Raw genomic sequence first — 17,755 nt, 5'->3', positions numbered from 1 at the left:
AAATTTGAACGTAACAAACCGCACCTCAACGTTGGCACCATCGGTCACGTTGACCACGGTAAGACCACTCTGACCGCTGCCATCGCGACCGTCTGCGCCAAGACCTGGGGCGGTGAGGCCAAAGGTTACGACCAGATCGATAACGCGCCGGAAGAGAAGGCTCGTGGTATCACCATCAACACCTCGCACGTAGAATACGACTCCCCTGTTCGTCACTACGCGCACGTTGACTGCCCCGGCCACGCCGACTACGTGAAGAACATGATCACCGGTGCTGCCCAGATGGACGGTGCGATCCTGGTTTGTTCGGCTGCTGACGGCCCCATGCCGCAAACTCGTGAACACATCCTGCTGTCCCGTCAGGTTGGTGTTCCGTACATTGTCGTGTTCCTGAACAAGGCCGACATGGTTGACGACGCTGAGCTGCTGGAGCTGGTCGAGATGGAAGTTCGCGACCTGCTGAGCACCTACGACTTCCCGGGTGACGACACCCCGATCATCGTGGGTTCGGCTCTGAAGGCTCTGGAGGGTGACGAGTCCGAGATCGGTGCTCCGGCCGTGCGTAAGCTGGTCGAGACCCTGGATTCCTACATTCCTGAGCCGGAGCGCGCCATCGACAAGCCGTTCCTGATGCCGATCGAAGACGTGTTCTCGATTTCCGGTCGCGGTACTGTGGTAACCGGTCGTGTCGAGCGTGGCGTGATCAAGGTTCAGGAAGAGATCGAAATCGTTGGTCTGCGCGACACTGCCAAGACTACCTGTACTGGCGTGGAAATGTTCCGCAAGCTGCTGGACGAAGGGCGTGCTGGTGAGAACTGCGGTATCCTGCTGCGCGGCACCAAGCGTGACGAAGTAGAGCGTGGTCAGGTTCTGGCCAAGCCGGGCACCATCAAGCCGCACACCAAGTTCGAAGCAGAAGTGTACGTGCTGTCCAAGGAAGAAGGTGGTCGTCACACCCCGTTCTTCAAGGGCTATCGTCCGCAGTTCTACTTCCGTACCACTGACGTGACCGGTAACTGCGAACTGCCGGAAGGCGTAGAGATGGTAATGCCGGGTGACAACATCAAGATGACTGTCACCCTGATCAAGCCGATCGCCATGGAAGACGGCCTGCGCTTCGCTATCCGCGAAGGTGGTCGTACCGTTGGTGCTGGCGTGGTAGCCAAGGTTATCGAATAAGGTCTTGATCTGTTTCTCTCAGGCCGGCATAATGGTCGGCCTGATTCCCCTCTAGGTCAGTAGCTCAATTGGCAGAGCGGCGGTCTCCAAAACCGCAGGTTGGGGGTTCGATTCCCTCCTGACCTGCCATTTTCTTAAACGAATCTGGCGTGTCTTTCACAGGATCCACTCGCATGAATGCTAAGGCTGAAGCCAAAGATTCCCGCTTTGATCTGTTCAAGTGGCTGCTCGTTGCTGTTCTGGTCGCGGTAGGTGTCGTTGGTAATCAGTACTTTGCTGCTGAGTCGGTGCTCTATCGTGTCATTGGTGTTCTGGTGCTTGCTGTTGTGGCTGGGGCGGTCGCTCTGCAGACGGCTCGCGGTCAGGCATTTGCCGTTCTGTTGAAAGAAGCGCGTGTAGAGATTCGTAAAGTTGTTTGGCCGACCCGTCAGGAAACCAGTCAGACAACTTTGATTGTTGTGGCTGTAGTCCTGGTAATGGCGCTGCTGTTGTGGGGGCTTGATTCCCTGCTTGGTTGGCTTATTTCCCTGATTGTTGGTTGAAGGTGTCTCGTGGCTAAGCGTTGGTACGTGGTGCATGCATACTCTGGTTACGAGAAGCATGTAATGCGCTCGCTCATCGAGCGCGTCAAGCTGGCTGGTATGGAAGACGACTTTGGCGAGATTCTCGTTCCCACTGAGGAAGTGGTCGAGATGCGCAATGGTCAGAAGCGCAAGAGTGAGCGCAAGTTCTTCCCTGGCTACGTCCTGGTACAGATGGAGATGAACGAGGCGACTTGGCACCTGATCAAGGATACGCCGCGGGTCATGGGCTTCATTGGTGGTACTGCCGACAAACCGGCACCTATCACAGAGAAAGAAGCTGAAGCCATTCTGCGTCGCGTTGCTGATAGTGGCGACAAGCCAAAGCCGAAGACTCTGTTTGAACCCGGTGAAATGGTTCGCGTGATCGATGGCCCTTTTGCCGACTTTGGTGGCGTTGTCGAAGAAGTAAATTACGAAAAGAGCCGGATTCAGGTTGCGGTGACCATTTTTGGTCGCTCAACCCCGGTCGAGTTGGAGTTCAGTCAGGTCGAAAAGGCGTAGCTGAAATAGGCATCCCATACCCCGCAGCCGCAGGTTGCGGGGTTTTGTTGTCACTGGGATAAAGGCGTAATAACCGGGGAGCCGTCAGGCGTTGGAACCCGAAACTGGAGTAGCTAATGGCTAAGAAAATTCAGGCTTATATCAAGCTGCAGGTCAAGGCTGGTCAGGCCAATCCGTCGCCACCCGTTGGCCCGGCTCTGGGTCAGCATGGCGTGAACATCATGGAGTTCTGCAAGGCGTTCAACGCCAAGACTCAGGGCGTCGAGCCCGGTCTGCCGACTCCTGTGATCATCACCGTTTACAGTGACCGCAGCTTCACTTTTGAAACCAAGAGCACCCCGGCTGCCGTACTGCTGAAGAAGGCTGCTGGCCTGGCCAGTGGTTCTGCACGTCCGAACACCGTTAAGGTTGGTACCGTTACCCGTGCTCAGTTGGAAGAGATCGCCAAGACCAAGCAGGCTGATCTGACTGCCGCTGATCTGGAAGCGGCCGTGCGCACCATCGCCGGCTCCGCTCGTAGCATGGGCCTGAACGTGGAGGGTGTGTAATGGCTAAGTTGACCAAGCGCCAGAAGGCTATCGCTGCCAAGGTAGAGGCCGGCAAGGCCTATTCGTTCGAAGATGCAGCCAAGCTGCTGGCCGAACTGTCCGCTGTCAAGTTTACCGAGTCGTTCGACATCGCCGTGAATCTGGGTGTTGATCCGCGTAAATCCGATCAGGTCGTGCGTGGTGCTACCGTTCTGCCGAACGGTACCGGCAAAACCGTTCGTGTTGCCGTGTTCACCCAGGGGCCGGCTGCCGAGGCCGCACTGGCTGCCGGCGCCGACAAGGTCGGTATGGACGATCTGGCAGCTGAGATGAAGGCTGGCGATCTGAACTACGACGTAGTCATCGCTTCCCCGGATGCCATGCGTGTCGTCGGTCAGCTGGGCCAGGTGCTCGGTCCGCGGGGTCTGATGCCGAACCCGAAGGTTGGCACCGTGACTCCGGATGTGGCCACCGCTGTGAAGAACGCCAAGGCTGGTCAGGTGCGTTTCCGTACCGACAAGAACGGTATCATCCACACCTCCGTTGGCAAGGTGGGTTTCGAACCTGCTGCGCTTAAGCAGAACGTGGAAGCCCTGTTGGCTGACCTGAAGCGCTTGAAACCGTCCACCTCGAAAGGTGTGTACGTCAAGCGTGTGACCCTGAGCACCACCATGGGCCCTGGTCTGCTCATCGATCAGGCTTCGCTCGACGCGTAACAAATTAGGCCGGTGGTGGAAGGCTGCCGGCCTTGCAGATTGGGGTCCCTGCCTGGCGGGGGCTGTCCAAGACCGTAGGCGACAGTGCTCTTAAACCTAGGGAAGCGATTCTCTGGAGCCTACGCAGATGGTGCTCCCGATTCGTTACCGAATCAGACACCAAAACGCCGCCGGGCTATGGCTCGGCGAAACGGTAAAATCCAGGAGTAAACCCGTGGCAATTAAACTCGAAGACAAGAAGGCCATCGTCGCTGAAGTCAACGAGGCTGCCAAAGCCGGTCTGTCCGCTGTCGTGGCTGATGCCCGTGGCGTGACCGTCGGCGCAATGACCGGACTCCGTAAAGAGGCCCGTGAAGCTGGTGTGTACGTGAAAGTCGTGCGTAACACCCTGCTCAAGCGCGCTGTTGAAGGCACTCAGTTCGACGTGCTCAACGACGTGTTCAAGGGCCCGACCCTTATCGCTTTCTCCAATGAGCACCCGGGCGCTGCTGCTCGTCTGTTCAAGGAGTTTGCCAAGGGTCAGGACAAGTTCGAGATCAAGGCAGCTGCGTTCGAGGGCAAGTTCCTCGCAGCAAACGAGATCGACGTACTGGCAAGCCTGCCGACCCGCGAAGAGGGCATTGCACAGCTGATGAGCGTGATTCAGGGCGCCACCAGCAAGCTCGCCCGTACGCTGGCGGCCATTCGCGATCAGAAAGAAGCTGCTGCTGCCTGAGGCTGCATAGGCGCTTTCGAATTCACATGTTTAATTTGATGGCCGTATAAGCCATCACCCCAATACAGGAATTGATAGTCATGTCTCTGACTAACGAGCAAATCATCGAAGCGATCGGCCAGAAATCCGTAATGGAAATCGTTGAACTGATCAAGGCGATGGAAGAAACCTTCGGCGTGACTGCTGCCGCCGCCGTTGCTGCTGCCCCGGCTGCCGGCGCTGCTGCCGCTGCTGAAGAACAGACCGAGTTCAACATCGTTCTGGCCGAAGCCGGCGACAAGAAAGTAAACGTGATCAAGGCTGTTCGCGAGCTGACCGGTCTGGGCCTGAAAGAAGCCAAGGCTCTGGTCGACGGCGCTCCGAGCGTAGTCAAGGAAGGCGCTTCGAAAGAAGAAGCCGAAGCTGCCAAGAAGGCACTGGAAGAAGCAGGCGCCAAGGTCGAGCTCAAGTAAGTTCGTCCCTTGCGTCAACAGCCCGCGCTACTCGCACAAGGCTGACGGCTGGTGGCTTTTGCCACCGGCCTTTTTCCGTTCTAGGTCGATGAATGTCACGCAGGCCTGGAACCGAAAGATCCCGTCCCGAGGACGGCTGCAAACACAAGGTTTGCAAGATTTTCTGGTCGTCGCCGCCGGCGTTGACCAAACAAGCAGGTGACCAAGCTGGGGAACGCTGATGGCTTACTCATACACTGAGAAAAAACGTATCCGCAAGGACTTTAGCAAGTTGCCGGATGTCATGGATGTGCCTTACCTCCTGGCCATCCAGCTGGATTCGTATCGTGAATTCCTGCAGCAAGGGGTGAGCAAGGAGCAGTTCCGCGATGTCGGCCTGCATGCGGCCTTCAAATCGGTATTCCCGATCATCAGCTATTCCGGTAACGCTGCCCTGGAGTACGTCGGCTATCGCCTGGGCGAGCCGGCTTTCGATGTCAAGGAATGCGTTCTGCGCGGTGTGACCTATGCCGTGCCGCTGCGAGTCAAGGTGCGCCTGATCATTTTCGACAAAGAATCGTCGAACAAGGCGATCAAGGACATCAAAGAGCAGGAAGTCTACATGGGCGAGATCCCGCTCATGACCGAGAACGGTACCTTCATCATCAACGGTACCGAGCGTGTGATCGTTTCCCAGCTGCACCGCTCCCCGGGTGTGTTCTTCGACCACGACCGTGGCAAGACCCACAGTTCGGGCAAGCTGCTGTACTCCGCCCGTATCATTCCCTACCGCGGCTCCTGGCTGGACTTCGAGTTTGATCCGAAGGATGCTGTATTCGTGCGTATCGACCGTCGCCGCAAGCTGCCGGCATCGGTACTGCTGCGCGCACTGGGCTACAGCACCGAAGAGGTGCTGGATATCTTCTATGACACCAACGTATTCCATGTGAAGGGTGAGACCCTGACCCTGGAATTGGTGCCTCAGCGCCTGCGTGGCGAAGTTGCGGTTCTCGACATCAAGGATGCCAGCGGCAAGGTCATCGTCGAGCAGGGCCGTCGTATTACCGCTCGCCACATCAACCAGTTGGACCGCGCCGGTATCAAAGAGCTGGAAGTGCCGCTGGACTACGTTATTGGCCGTACCACTGCCAAGGCAGTGGTGCATCCGTCCACCGGTGAGATCATCGCCGAGTGCAACACAGAACTGACCGCCGAATTGCTGGCCAAGATGGCCAAGGCCAATGTCGTGCGTTTCGAGACGCTCTACACCAACGACATTGACTGCGGTCCGTTCATCTCCGATACCCTGAAGATCGACAGCACCACCAATCAGCTGGAAGCGCTGGTCGAGATTTACCGCATGATGCGTCCTGGCGAGCCGCCAACCAAGGATGCCGCCGAGACCCTGTTCAACAACCTGTTCTTCAGTGCCGAGCGTTACGATCTGTCCGCAGTTGGCCGCATGAAGTTCAATCGTCGTATCGGTCGTACCGAAATCGAAGGTTCCGGCGTGCTGTCCAAGGAGGACATCGTCGATGTACTGAAGACCCTGGTCGATATCCGTAACGGCAAGGGCATCGTCGACGACATCGACCACCTGGGTAACCGCCGCGTGCGTTGCGTCGGCGAGATGGCCGAGAACCAGTTCCGTGTTGGCCTGGTGCGCGTTGAGCGCGCGGTCAAGGAACGTCTGTCGATGGCAGAAAGTGAAGGCCTGATGCCGCAGGATCTGATCAACGCCAAGCCGGTTGCGGCGGCAGTGAAAGAGTTCTTCGGTTCCAGCCAGCTTTCGCAGTTCATGGACCAGAACAACCCGCTCTCGGAAATCACCCACAAGCGCCGCGTCTCCGCACTCGGCCCAGGCGGTCTGACCCGTGAGCGTGCCGGCTTTGAGGTGCGTGACGTACACCCGACCCACTACGGTCGTGTGTGCCCGATTGAAACACCTGAGGGTCCGAACATCGGTCTGATCAACTCGCTGGCCGCCTATGCCCGCACCAACCAGTACGGCTTTCTGGAAAGCCCGTACCGCGTGGTCAAGGCAGGCAAGGTGACCGACGAAATCGTCTTCCTCTCCGCCATCGAAGAAGCCGATCACGTGATTGCCCAGGCTTCCGCTGCGCTGAATGAGAAAGGCGAGCTGGTCGACGAACTGGTGGCTGTGCGTCACCTGAACGAATTCACCGTGAAAGCGCCGGAAGACGTCACCCTGATGGACGTTTCGCCCAAGCAGGTGGTTTCCGTTGCGGCTTCGCTGATTCCGTTCCTTGAGCACGACGACGCCAACCGTGCACTGATGGGTTCGAACATGCAGCGTCAGGCTGTACCGACTCTGCGTGCTGACAAGCCGCTGGTGGGGACCGGCATGGAGCGCAACGTTGCCCGTGACTCCGGCGTCTGTGTGGTGGCCCGCCGTGGCGGCGTGATCGACTCGGTCGATGCCAGCCGTATCGTTGTGCGCGTCAATGACGATGAAGTTGAAACCGGTGAAGCCGGTGTTGATATCTACAACCTGACCAAGTACACCCGCTCCAACCAGAACACCTGCATCAATCAGCGTCCGCTGGTGAAGAAAGGTGATCAGGTAGCGCGTGGCGACATCATGGCCGACGGTCCGTCCACCGATATGGGCGAGCTGGCGCTGGGTCAGAACATGCGCGTGGCGTTCATGCCGTGGAACGGCTTCAACTTCGAAGACTCCATCTGTCTGTCTGAGCGCGTGGTACAGGAAGACCGCTTTACCACTATCCACATCCAGGAGCTGACCTGTGTGGCCCGTGACACCAAACTCGGCCCGGAGGAAATTTCCTCGGATATCCCGAACGTTGGTGAGGCTGCGCTGAACAAGCTGGATGAGGCCGGTATCGTCTACGTCGGTGCTGAAGTAGGTCCGGGCGACATCCTGGTTGGCAAGGTCACGCCGAAGGGCGAGACTCAACTGACTCCGGAAGAGAAACTGCTGCGCGCGATCTTCGGTGAGAAGGCCAGCGACGTGAAGGACACCTCCCTGCGCGTGCCGACCGGCACCAAGGGTACTGTCATTGACGTGCAGGTGTTCACTCGTGATGGCGTGGAGCGCGACAGCCGCGCCCTGGCCATTGAGAAGCAGCAGCTCGACGAGATCCGCAAGGATCTGAACGAAGAGTTCCGCATCGTCGAAGGCGCTACCTTCGAGCGTCTGCGTTCGGCTTTGGTCGGTGCTACTGCCGAAGGCGGTGCCGGCCTGAAGAAGGGCACTGTGATCACTGACGAGATCCTCGATGGTCTGGAGCGGGCTCAGTGGTTCAAGCTGCGCATGGCCGACGACGCGCTGAACGAGCAGTTGGAGAAGGCTCAGGCCTATCTCTCCGACCGCCGTCAGTTGCTCGACGACAAGTTCGAGGATAAGAAGCGCAAGCTGCAGCAGGGCGACGACCTCGCTCCGGGCGTGCTGAAGATCGTCAAGGTCTATCTGGCCATCCGCCGTCGCATCCAGCCGGGTGACAAGATGGCCGGGCGTCACGGTAACAAGGGTGTGGTCTCGGTGATCATGCCGGTCGAGGACATGCCCTATGATGCCAACGGCACGCCGGTGGACATCGTGCTGAACCCGTTGGGCGTACCGTCGCGTATGAACGTCGGTCAGATCCTCGAAACCCACCTGGGTCTCGCGGCCAAGGGGCTGGGTGAGAAGATCAACCGCATGCTCGAAGAGCAGCGTAAGGTTGCCGAACTGCGTCAGTTCCTCAACGAGATCTATAACGAGATCGGTGGCCGTCAGGAAAACCTCGACGAGCTGTCCGACAACGAGATTCTCGAGCTGGCGAACAACCTCAAGGGCGGTGTGCCGATGGCCACGCCGGTCTTCGATGGTGCCAAGGAGAAAGAGATCAAGGCCATGCTCAAACTGGCCGATCTCCCGGAGAGCGGCCAGATGCGCCTGTTTGACGGCCGTACTGGCAACCAGTTCGAGCGTCCGACCACTGTCGGCTACATGTACATGCTCAAACTGAACCACCTGGTGGACGACAAGATGCACGCGCGTTCCACTGGTTCCTACAGCCTGGTTACCCAGCAGCCGCTGGGTGGTAAGGCGCAGTTCGGTGGTCAGCGTTTCGGGGAGATGGAGGTCTGGGCGCTGGAGGCCTATGGTGCTGCCTACACCCTGCAGGAAATGCTGACTGTGAAGTCGGACGATGTGAACGGCCGGACCAAGATGTACAAGAACATCGTGGATGGCGATCACCGCATGGAGCCGGGCATGCCCGAGTCCTTCAACGTGCTGATCAAAGAAATCCGTTCGCTCGGCATCGACATCGATCTGGAAACCGAATAACACGACGTGAATCGGCAGCGGGGCTAGTCCAGCTCGCTGCCTGCTCCGCCAGGAGGAAAGGCCTTGAAAGACCTACTGAATTTGCTGAAAAACCAGGGTCAGATCGAAGAGTTCGACGCCATCCGTATCGGACTGGCTTCGCCCGAGATGATCCGTTCGTGGTCGTTCGGTGAAGTTAAGAAGCCGGAAACCATCAACTACCGTACCTTCAAGCCTGAGCGTGACGGCCTGTTCTGCGCCAAGATCTTCGGCCCGGTGAAGGACTATGAGTGTCTGTGCGGCAAGTACAAGCGCCTCAAGCACCGCGGTGTGATCTGCGAGAAGTGCGGCGTGGAAGTTGCGCTGGCCAAGGTGCGCCGCGAGCGCATGGCTCACATCGAGCTGGCCTCGCCGGTCGCCCACATCTGGTTCCTGAAGTCGCTGCCGTCCCGTATCGGCCTGCTGATGGACATGACCCTGCGTGATATCGAGCGCGTGCTCTACTTCGAGAGCTACGTAGTGATTGATCCGGGCATGACCACCCTCGAGAAGGGCCAACTGCTGAACGATGAGCAGTACTTCGAAGCCCTTGAAGAGTTCGGTGACGACTTCGATGCCCGCATGGGCGCCGAGGCCGTGCGTGAGCTGCTGGCGGCGATCGACCTGGATCACGAGATCGCCCGTCTGCGCGAGGAGATTCCGCAGACCAACTCCGAGACCAAGATCAAGAAGCTGTCCAAGCGCTTGAAGCTGATGGAAGCCTTCAAGGACTCCGGCAACCTGCCGGAGTGGATGGTGCTGACCGTTCTGCCGGTTCTGCCGCCGGATCTGCGTCCGCTGGTTCCGCTGGATGGTGGCCGCTTTGCGACCTCGGATCTGAACGATCTGTATCGCCGCGTGATCAACCGTAACAACCGTCTGAAGCGCCTGCTTGATCTGTCTGCGCCGGACATCATCGTACGCAACGAAAAGCGCATGCTGCAGGAAGCTGTCGATGCCCTGCTGGATAACGGCCGTCGTGGCCGTGCCATTACCGGCTCGAACAAGCGTCCGCTGAAGTCGCTGGCCGACATGATCAAGGGCAAGCAGGGTCGTTTCCGTCAGAACCTGCTCGGCAAGCGCGTGGACTACTCCGGTCGTTCCGTAATTACCGTGGGCCCGACCCTGCGCCTGCACCAGTGCGGTCTGCCGAAGAAGATGGCCCTGGAGCTGTTCAAGCCGTTTATCTTCGGCAAGCTGGAAGCCCGTGGCCTGGCGACCACCATCAAGGCCGCCAAGAAGATGGTTGAGCGCGAGCTGCCCGAGGTCTGGGACGTTCTCGCCGAGGTGATTCGTGAGCACCCCGTGCTGCTCAACCGTGCGCCGACCCTGCACCGTCTGGGTATCCAGGCGTTCGAACCCGTACTGATCGAAGGCAAGGCCATCCAGCTGCATCCGCTGGTGTGCGCCGCATACAACGCCGACTTCGACGGTGACCAGATGGCCGTGCACGTCCCGCTGACCCTCGAGGCCCAGCTGGAAGCGCGTGCGCTGATGATGTCGACCAACAACATCCTCTCGCCGGCAAACGGTGAGCCGATCATCGTGCCGTCGCAGGACGTGGTTCTGGGGCTGTACTACATGACCCGCGAGGCAGTGAATGCCAAGGGCGAGGGGCGTGTATTCGCTGACCTGCAGGAAGTCGACCGGGTATTCCGTGCCGGTGAGGCCTCCCTGCATGCCAAGATCAAGGTGCGTATCAACGAGACCATCAAGCACAAGGACGACAGCATCGAGAAGCGCACGCGCATCGTCGATACTACTGTCGGCCGTGCACTGCTGTTCCAGATTGTTCCGGCCGGCCTGCCGTTCGATGTGGTCAATCAGCCGATGAAGAAGAAGGCGATCTCCAAGCTGATCAACCAGACCTACCGAACTGTGGGTCTGAAAGACACCGTGATTTTCGCCGACCAGCTGATGTACACCGGCTTTGCTTACTCGACCATCTCCGGTGTTTCGATCGGCGTGAACGACTTCGTCATTCCGGATGAGAAGGCGCGCATCATCGACGCCGCCACCGAGGAAGTGAAGGAGATTGAGTCGCAGTATGCTTCCGGTCTGGTAACCCAGGGTGAGAAGTACAACAAGGTGATCGACCTCTGGTCGAAGGCCAACGACGAAGTTTCAAAAGCGATGATGGCCAACCTCTCCAAGGAGAAGGTGGTTGATCGTGACGGTAATACCGTCGAGCAGGAGTCGTTCAACTCCATGTACATGATGGCGGACTCCGGTGCGCGTGGTAGCGCCGCGCAGATTCGTCAGTTGGCTGGTATGCGTGGTCTGATGGCCAAGCCGGACGGCTCGATCATCGAGACTCCGATCACGGCGAACTTCCGCGAAGGTCTGTCGGTTCTGCAGTACTTCATCTCCACCCACGGTGCTCGTAAGGGTCTGGCGGATACCGCACTGAAGACCGCGAACTCCGGTTACCTGACTCGTCGTCTGGTGGACGTGGCCCAGGATCTGGTCGTGACCGAAACCGACTGTGGTACCGAGCAGGGTCTGCTGATGACTCCGCACATCGAAGGCGGCGACGTGGTCGAGCCGCTCGGCGAGCGTGTGCTGGGTCGAGTGATCGCCAAGGATGTGTTTAAGCCGGGTACTGATGAGGTTATCGTGCCGGCCGGTACTCTGATTGATGAGAAGTGGGTTGAGTTCATCGAGCTCAACAGCATCGACGAAGTCGTCGTGCGTTCGCCGATCACCTGTGAAACCCGCTACGGTATCTGCGCCAAGTGCTATGGCCGCGATCTGGCCCGTGGTCACCAGGTCAACATTGGTGAGGCGGTCGGTGTTATTGCTGCCCAGTCCATTGGTGAGCCGGGTACCCAGCTGACCATGCGTACCTTCCACATCGGTGGTGCTGCCAGCCGGACTTCGGCTGCCGATAGCGTCCAGGTGAAGAACGGCGGGGCAGTGCGCCTGCACAACCTGAAGTATGTCGAGCGTGTCGACGGTAACCTGGTGGCCGTATCGCGTTCCGGCGAACTGGCAGTGGCCGACGAGTTCGGTCGCGAGCGTGAGCGCTACAAGCTGCCATACGGTGCCGTGATCTCGGTGAAGGAAGGCGATAAGGTTGAGGCTGGCGCCATTGTGGCCAAGTGGGATCCGCATACCCACCCGATCGTGACCGAGATGAAGGGTACCGTGACCTTCGTCGGCATGGAGGAAGGCATCACCATCAAGCGTCAGACCGACGAACTGACCGGCCTGACCAACATCGAAGTAATGGATCCGAAGGATCGTCCGGCTGCCGGCAAGGACATTCGTCCTGCCATCAAGCTGGTCGACGACAGCGGCAAGGAGCTGCTGCTGCCGGGTACCGACGTACCGGCCCAGTACTTCCTGCCGGCTAACGCTCTGGTTGGTGTGGCTGACGGTGCGCAGATTGCGGTTGGCGACGTTATCGCCCGTATCCCGCAGGAAACTTCGAAGACCCGCGACATTACCGGTGGTCTGCCGCGCGTTGCCGACCTGTTCGAAGCCCGTCGTCCGAAAGAGGCTTCGATCCTGGCAGAAGTCAGCGGCACCATCAGTTTCGGCAAGGAGACCAAGGGCAAGCGTCGTCTGGTCATTACCCCGAACGATGGCAGTGAGCCGTACGAAGAGCTGATTCCGAAATGGCGTCACCTGAACGTGTTCGAAGGTGAGCAGGTCAACCGCGGTGAGGTAATCTCCGACGGTCCGAGCGATCCGCACGACATTCTGCGCCTGCTGGGTGTCAGCGCGCTGGCCAAGTACATCGTCAACGAGATCCAGGACGTGTACCGCCTGCAGGGCGTGAAGATCAACGACAAACACATCGAGACCATTCTGCGTCAGATGCTGCGCAAGGTGGAAATCACCGAGGCGGGTGATTCGTCCTTCATCAAGGGCGATCAGGTTGAGTTGACTCAGGTGTTGGTTGAGAACGAGCGCCTGGCTGAAGAGGACAAGTTCCCGGCCAAGTACACCCGCGTACTGCTGGGTATCACCAAGGCCTCGCTGTCGACCGAATCGTTCATCTCCGCGGCATCCTTCCAGGAAACCACCCGCGTGCTCACCGAAGCAGCGGTTACCGGTAAGCGTGATTACCTGCGCGGCCTGAAGGAAAACGTGGTGGTGGGGCGTCTGATTCCGGCTGGTACCGGCCTGGCCTATCACAGCGAGCGCAAGCGCAAGCGTGATGCCGACAAGCCGGTTCGTGTCAGCGCCAGTGAGGTGGAAGCCGCGCTGACCGAAGCCTTGAACTCAAGCGGAAATTGAGTCGAAGCCCGTCAGGTGACTGGCGGGCTTCGCCTTGACTGGGGGCTTGAGTCTCTTTAGACTCATGCACCCCTAAATTTGGCAGGGCGTTTGGCTCTGCCATCTTTGTTTATGTCGAAAGACAACAGTGGAGCTAGTAGATGGCAACTATCAACCAGCTGGTGCGTCAGCCGCGCAAGCGCGTCGTCGACAAGTCCGACGTGCCTGCGCTGCAGAACTGCCCGCAGCGTCGTGGCGTGTGCACCCGCGTGTACACCACCACGCCGAAGAAACCTAACTCGGCACTGCGTAAGGTGTGCCGTGTGCGTCTGACCAACGGTTACGAAGTTTCTTCGTACATCGGTGGTGAAGGCCACAACCTGCAGGAACACAGCGTGGTGCTGATCCGTGGCGGTCGTGTAAAAGACCTTCCGGGTGTGCGTTACCACACCGTGCGTGGTTCGCTGGATACCTCCGGCGTCAAAGACCGTAAGCAGGGTCGTTCCAAGTACGGTACCAAGCGTCCGAAATAAGGCCGTTTGATTCTTTTATTCTGTTGAGTCGATAAGAGTAAGGTCGGGCGCGGCATGGTCGTTGTCCCGGGCTAACCTGAAGACCGTTTGAGGGCTTATCAATGCCAAGACGTCGTGTAGCAGCAAAGCGTGAGATTCTGGACGATCCGAAGTATGGATCTCAGATTCTCGCCAAATTCATGAACCACGTGATGGAAAGCGGCAAGAAGGCCGTAGCCGAGCGCATCGTTTACGGCGCTCTGGAGACGGTTAAGGCACGCAAGAACAGCGATCCCCTGGAGATCTTCGAGAAAGCTCTCGACGCCATCGCTCCGCTGGTCGAAGTCAAGTCCCGCCGTGTAGGCGGTGCTACCTACCAGGTTCCGGTCGAGGTTCGTCCGTCCCGTCGTAACGCCCTGGCCATGCGCTGGCTGGTGGACTTCGCTCGCAAGCGTGGTGAGAAGTCCATGGCTCTGCGTCTTGCGGGCGAGCTGCTGGATGCTGCTGAAGGCAAAGGTGCTGCGGTCAAGAAGCGTGAAGACGTTCACCGTATGGCTGAAGCCAACAAGGCTTTCTCGCACTACCGCTTCTAATCTCAGCGACATTAACCTTGCGAGGGCTATATGGCTCGTACTACACCGATCAATCTCTACCGTAACATCGGTATCTGCGCGCACGTGGATGCAGGCAAGACCACGACCACCGAGCGCGTGCTGTTCTATACCGGTGTTAACCACAAGATGGGTGAGACCCACGATGGCGCTTCGACCACCGACTGGATGGTTCAGGAGCAAGAGCGTGGTATTACCATTACCTCTGCTGCTGTAACGGCCTTCTGGGCTGGTTCGCAGAAGCAGTACAAGAACCACCGCATCAACGTCATCGACACTCCCGGCCACGTTGACTTCACCATCGAAGTAGAGCGCTCCCTGCGCGTGCTCGACGGTGCCGTCGTTGTGTTCTGTGGTACTTCCGGTGTTGAGCCGCAGTCCGAAACCGTATGGCGTCAGGCCAACAAATACGGCGTTCCGCGTATCGTTTACGTGAACAAGATGGACCGTCAGGGTGCCAACTTCCTGCGCGTTGTCGAGCAGATCAAGAAGCGCCTTGGGCATACTCCGGTTCCGCTGCAGCTGCAGATCGGTTCCGAAGAGAATTTCGTAGGCCAGGTCGACCTGCTGCGCATGAAGGCCATCTACTGGAACGAAGACGACAAGGGCATGACCTTCCGCGAGGAAGAGATCCCGGAAGAGCTGCGTGACCAGGCTGAAGAGTACCGCTCGAACATGGTTGAGGCTGCTGCCGAGGCCAACGAAGAGCTGATGAACAAGTATCTGGAAGAGGGCGACCTCTCTCTGGAAGAAATCAAGGCGGGGCTGCGTCAGCGCACCATCGCTTGTGAGATCGTTCCGGCCGTTCTGGGTTCCTCCTTCAAGAACAAGGGTGTTCCGCTGGTTCTCGATGCCGTTATCGATTTCCTGCCGGCTCCGACTGATATCCCGGCGATTCAGGGTGTCCATCCTGATCACGTGGAACAGGGTGATGATGCGCCGAAAGTCGAGCGTATTGCTTCGGATGATGAGCCGTTCTCAGCTCTGGCATTCAAGATTGCCACCGACCCGTTCGTTGGTACTCTGACCTTTACCCGTGTTTACTCCGGTGTTCTGGCTTCGGGCGACTCCGTGCTGAACTCGGTCAAGGGTAAGAGAGAGCGCGTTGGTCGTATGGTGCAGATGCACGCCAATCAGCGTGATGAGATCAAGGAAGTGCGTGCGGGTGATATCGCGGCTCTGATCGGTATGAAGGATGTGACCACTGGTGACACCCTGTGCGATCACGAGAAGCCGGTTATCCTCGAGCGCATGGACTTCCCGGAGCCGGTTATCTCGGTGGCTGTTGAGCCGAAGACCAAGGCTGACCAGGAGAAGATGGGCATTGCGCTGGGGCGTCTGGCTCAGGAAGACCCGTCGTTCCGCGTCAAGACCGACGAGGAAACCGGTCAAACCATCATTTCCGGTATGGGTGAGCTGCACCTGGACATCATCGTCGACCGCATGAAGCGTGAATTCGGCGTTGAGGCCAACATCGGCAAGCCGCAGGTTTCCTATCGTGAGACCATCACCAAGGACAATGTCGAGATCGAAGGTAAGTTCGTTCGTCAGTCCGGTGGTCGCGGTCAGTTCGGTCACTGCTGGATCCGTTTCTCGGCTCCGGACGTGGACGAGAAAGGCAATATCACCGAAGGTCTGGTATTTACCAGTGAAGTCGTAGGTGGTGTGGTACCGAAGGAATACATTCCGGCTATCCAGAAGGGTATCGAAGAGCAGATGAAAAACGGCGTTGTTGCCGGTTATCCGCTGATCGGCCTGAAGGCTACCGTGTTTGATGGTTCCTACCACGACGTCGACTCTAACGAGATGGCGTTCAAGATTGCCGCCTCCATGGCTACCAAGCAGCTGGCCCAGAAGGGTGGCGGCAAGGTGCTTGAGCCGATCATGAAAGTGGAAGTTGTGACCCCCGAGGATTACATGGGTGACGTGATGGGTGACCTGAACCGTCGTCGTGGTCTGATTCAGGGTATGGAAGATTCGGTTTCCGGCAAGGTTATTCGTGCCGAAGTTCCGCTGGGCGAGATGTTTGGTTACGCTACCGACGTCCGTTCCATGTCCCAGGGTCGCGCCAGCTACTCCATGGAATTCTCCAAGTACGCAGAAGCTCCGTCGAACATCGTCGAAGCACTGGTTAAAAAACAAGGCTAATCCCGCCCTTTAAGTAAGAGGTTTACTGTCGTGGCTAAGGAAAAATTTGAACGTAACAAACCGCACCTCAACGTTGGCACCATCGGTCACGTTGACCACGGTAAGACCACTCTGACCGCTGCCATCGCGACCGTCTGCGCCAAGACCTGGGGCGGTGAGGCCAAAGGTTACGACCAGATCGATAACGCGCCGGAAGAGAAGGCTCGTGGTATCACCATCAACACCTCGCACGTAGAATACGACTCCCCTGTTCGTCACTACGCGCACGTTGACTGCCCCGGCCACGCCGACTACGTGAAGAACATGATCACCGGTGCTGCCCAGATGGACGGTGCGATCCTGGTTTGTTCGGCTGCTGACGGCCCCATGCCGCAAACTCGTGAACACATCCTGCTGTCCCGTCAGGTTGGTGTTCCGTACATTGTCGTGTTCCTGAACAAGGCCGACATGGTTGACGACGCTGAGCTGCTGGAGCTGGTCGAGATGGAAGTTCGCGACCTGCTGAGCACCTACGACTTCCCGGGTGACGACACCCCGATCATCGTGGGTTCGGCTCTGAAGGCTCTGGAGGGTGACGAGTCCGAGATCGGTGCTCCGGCCGTGCGTAAGCTGGTCGAGACCCTGGATTCCTACATTCCTGAGCCGGAGCGCGCCATCGACAAGCCGTTCCTGATGCCGATCGAAGACGTGTTCTCGATTTCCGGTCGCGGTACTGTGGTAACCGGTCGTGTCGAGCGTGGCGTGATCAAGGTTCAGGAAGAGATCGAAATCGTTGGTCTGCGCGACACTGCCAAGACTACCTGTACTGGCGTGGAAATGTTCCGCAAGCTGCTGGACGAAGGGCGTGCTGGTGAGAACTGCGGTATCCTGCTGCGCGGCACCAAGCGTGACGAAGTAGAGCGTGGTCAGGTTCTGGCCAAGCCGGGCACCATCAAGCCGCACACCAAGTTCGAAGCAGAAGTGTACGTGCTGTCCAAGGAAGAAGGTGGTCGTCACACCCCGTTCTTCAAGGGCTATCGTCCGCAGTTCTACTTCCGTACCACTGACGTGACCGGTAACTGCGAACTGCCGGAAGGCGTAGAGATGGTAATGCCGGGTGACAACATCAAGATGACTGTCACCCTGATCAAGCCGATCGCCATGGAAGACGGCCTGCGCTTCGCTATCCGCGAAGGTGGTCGTACCGTTGGTGCCGGCGTGGTAGCCAAAGTTATCGAGTAATCGACTGATACTTTGGAAGGAAAGGGGCCCTTGAGGCCCCTTTCTTTTTACCT

The 17,755-nt window shown here is 58.3% G+C and carries 13 protein-coding genes and 1 tRNA gene; all 14 read left to right on the top strand.

Features of this window, described 5'->3' with window-relative positions:
- Positions 1 to 1,179 (top strand): elongation factor Tu (tuf, locus tag NCCP436_RS05835; RefSeq protein ID WP_220802906.1); only part of this gene is annotated, 1,179 nt, incomplete at its 5' end.
- 53 nt (positions 1,180 to 1,232) lie between these two features.
- Positions 1,233 to 1,308: transfer RNA gene (locus NCCP436_RS05830), tRNA-Trp, on the top strand.
- Between the two features lie 44 nt (positions 1,309 to 1,352).
- Positions 1,353 to 1,721, top strand: coding sequence for a preprotein translocase subunit SecE (secE, locus tag NCCP436_RS05825; protein WP_220802905.1), 369 nt, complete (start codon positions 1,353 to 1,355; stop codon positions 1,719 to 1,721).
- A 9-nt stretch (positions 1,722 to 1,730) separates the two neighbouring features.
- Positions 1,731 to 2,264: a transcription termination/antitermination protein NusG gene (gene nusG / locus NCCP436_RS05820; RefSeq protein ID WP_024309662.1), complete on the top strand. Its 534-nt coding sequence runs from the start codon at positions 1,731 to 1,733 to the stop codon at positions 2,262 to 2,264.
- Positions 2,265 to 2,380: 116 nt separating this feature from the next.
- Positions 2,381 to 2,812 (top strand): 50S ribosomal protein L11, encoded by a 432-nt coding sequence (gene rplK / locus NCCP436_RS05815; protein ID WP_220802903.1) that lies wholly within the window; start codon positions 2,381 to 2,383, stop codon positions 2,810 to 2,812.
- Positions 2,812 to 3,507 carry a 50S ribosomal protein L1 gene (gene rplA / locus NCCP436_RS05810; RefSeq protein WP_220802901.1) on the top strand — a complete coding sequence of 232 codons (696 nt, stop codon included), beginning with the start codon at positions 2,812 to 2,814 and terminating at the stop codon, positions 3,505 to 3,507. Before rplK ends, rplA begins: the two co-directional genes overlap by 1 nt.
- 214 nt (positions 3,508 to 3,721) lie before the next feature.
- The gene (rplJ, locus tag NCCP436_RS05805) at positions 3,722 to 4,222 is read left to right on the top strand and encodes a 50S ribosomal protein L10 (RefSeq protein ID WP_220802899.1); all 501 of its coding nucleotides are present in this window, start codon (positions 3,722 to 3,724) and stop codon (positions 4,220 to 4,222) included.
- Positions 4,223 to 4,302: 80 nt separating this feature from the next.
- A complete protein-coding gene (gene rplL / locus NCCP436_RS05800; RefSeq protein ID WP_220802897.1) occupies positions 4,303 to 4,674 on the top strand; it encodes a 50S ribosomal protein L7/L12 in 372 nt (123 codons plus the stop codon).
- Positions 4,675 to 4,894: 220 nt separating this feature from the next.
- Complete coding sequence (rpoB, locus tag NCCP436_RS05795; protein WP_220802895.1) at positions 4,895 to 8,968, top strand: DNA-directed RNA polymerase subunit beta; 4,074 nt, start codon at positions 4,895 to 4,897, stop codon at positions 8,966 to 8,968.
- A 63-nt stretch (positions 8,969 to 9,031) separates the two neighbouring features.
- Positions 9,032 to 13,231, top strand: a complete 4,200-nt coding sequence (gene rpoC, locus NCCP436_RS05790; RefSeq protein WP_220802893.1) for a DNA-directed RNA polymerase subunit beta' — start codon at positions 9,032 to 9,034, stop codon at positions 13,229 to 13,231.
- Between the two features lie 140 nt (positions 13,232 to 13,371).
- Positions 13,372 to 13,743, top strand: coding sequence for a 30S ribosomal protein S12 (gene rpsL / locus NCCP436_RS05785; RefSeq protein WP_220802891.1), 372 nt, complete (start codon positions 13,372 to 13,374; stop codon positions 13,741 to 13,743).
- Positions 13,744 to 13,844: 101 nt separating this feature from the next.
- Entirely contained in the window at positions 13,845 to 14,315 is a 471-nt protein-coding gene (gene rpsG / locus NCCP436_RS05780) for a 30S ribosomal protein S7 (RefSeq protein WP_068830793.1), read from the top strand.
- Positions 14,316 to 14,345: 30 nt separating this feature from the next.
- The gene (gene fusA, locus NCCP436_RS05775) at positions 14,346 to 16,481 is read left to right on the top strand and encodes an elongation factor G (protein WP_220802889.1); all 2,136 of its coding nucleotides are present in this window, start codon (positions 14,346 to 14,348) and stop codon (positions 16,479 to 16,481) included.
- Between the two features lie 30 nt (positions 16,482 to 16,511).
- Positions 16,512 to 17,702, top strand: coding sequence for an elongation factor Tu (gene tuf / locus NCCP436_RS05770; protein WP_220802887.1), 1,191 nt, complete (start codon positions 16,512 to 16,514; stop codon positions 17,700 to 17,702).
- Positions 17,703 to 17,755 lie beyond the last annotated feature (53 nt).

Source organism: Pseudomonas sp. NCCP-436, from assembly GCF_019656335.1.
In the GTDB taxonomy this organism is placed as follows: Bacteria; Pseudomonadota; Gammaproteobacteria; order Pseudomonadales; family Pseudomonadaceae; genus Aquipseudomonas.
This window is presented reverse-complemented; position numbering and strand designations above follow the sequence as displayed.

Excerpts from the sequence above, each read along its gene's own strand:
- rplA (WP_220802901.1), top strand. The coding sequence starts at position 2,812 with ATGGCTAAGTTGACCAAGCGCCAGAAGGCTATCGCTGCCAAGGTAGAG.
- rpoB (WP_220802895.1), top strand. The coding sequence starts at position 4,895 with ATGGCTTACTCATACACTGAGAAAAAACGTATCCGCAAGGACTTTAGC.
- rplL (WP_220802897.1), top strand. The coding sequence starts at position 4,303 with ATGTCTCTGACTAACGAGCAAATCATCGAAGCGATCGGCCAGAAATCC.
- rplK (WP_220802903.1), top strand. The coding sequence starts at position 2,381 with ATGGCTAAGAAAATTCAGGCTTATATCAAGCTGCAGGTCAAGGCTGGT.
- fusA (WP_220802889.1), top strand. The coding sequence starts at position 14,346 with ATGGCTCGTACTACACCGATCAATCTCTACCGTAACATCGGTATCTGC.
- rpsL (WP_220802891.1), top strand. The coding sequence starts at position 13,372 with ATGGCAACTATCAACCAGCTGGTGCGTCAGCCGCGCAAGCGCGTCGTC.
- secE (WP_220802905.1), top strand. The coding sequence starts at position 1,353 with ATGAATGCTAAGGCTGAAGCCAAAGATTCCCGCTTTGATCTGTTCAAG.
- rpsG (WP_068830793.1), top strand. The coding sequence starts at position 13,845 with ATGCCAAGACGTCGTGTAGCAGCAAAGCGTGAGATTCTGGACGATCCG.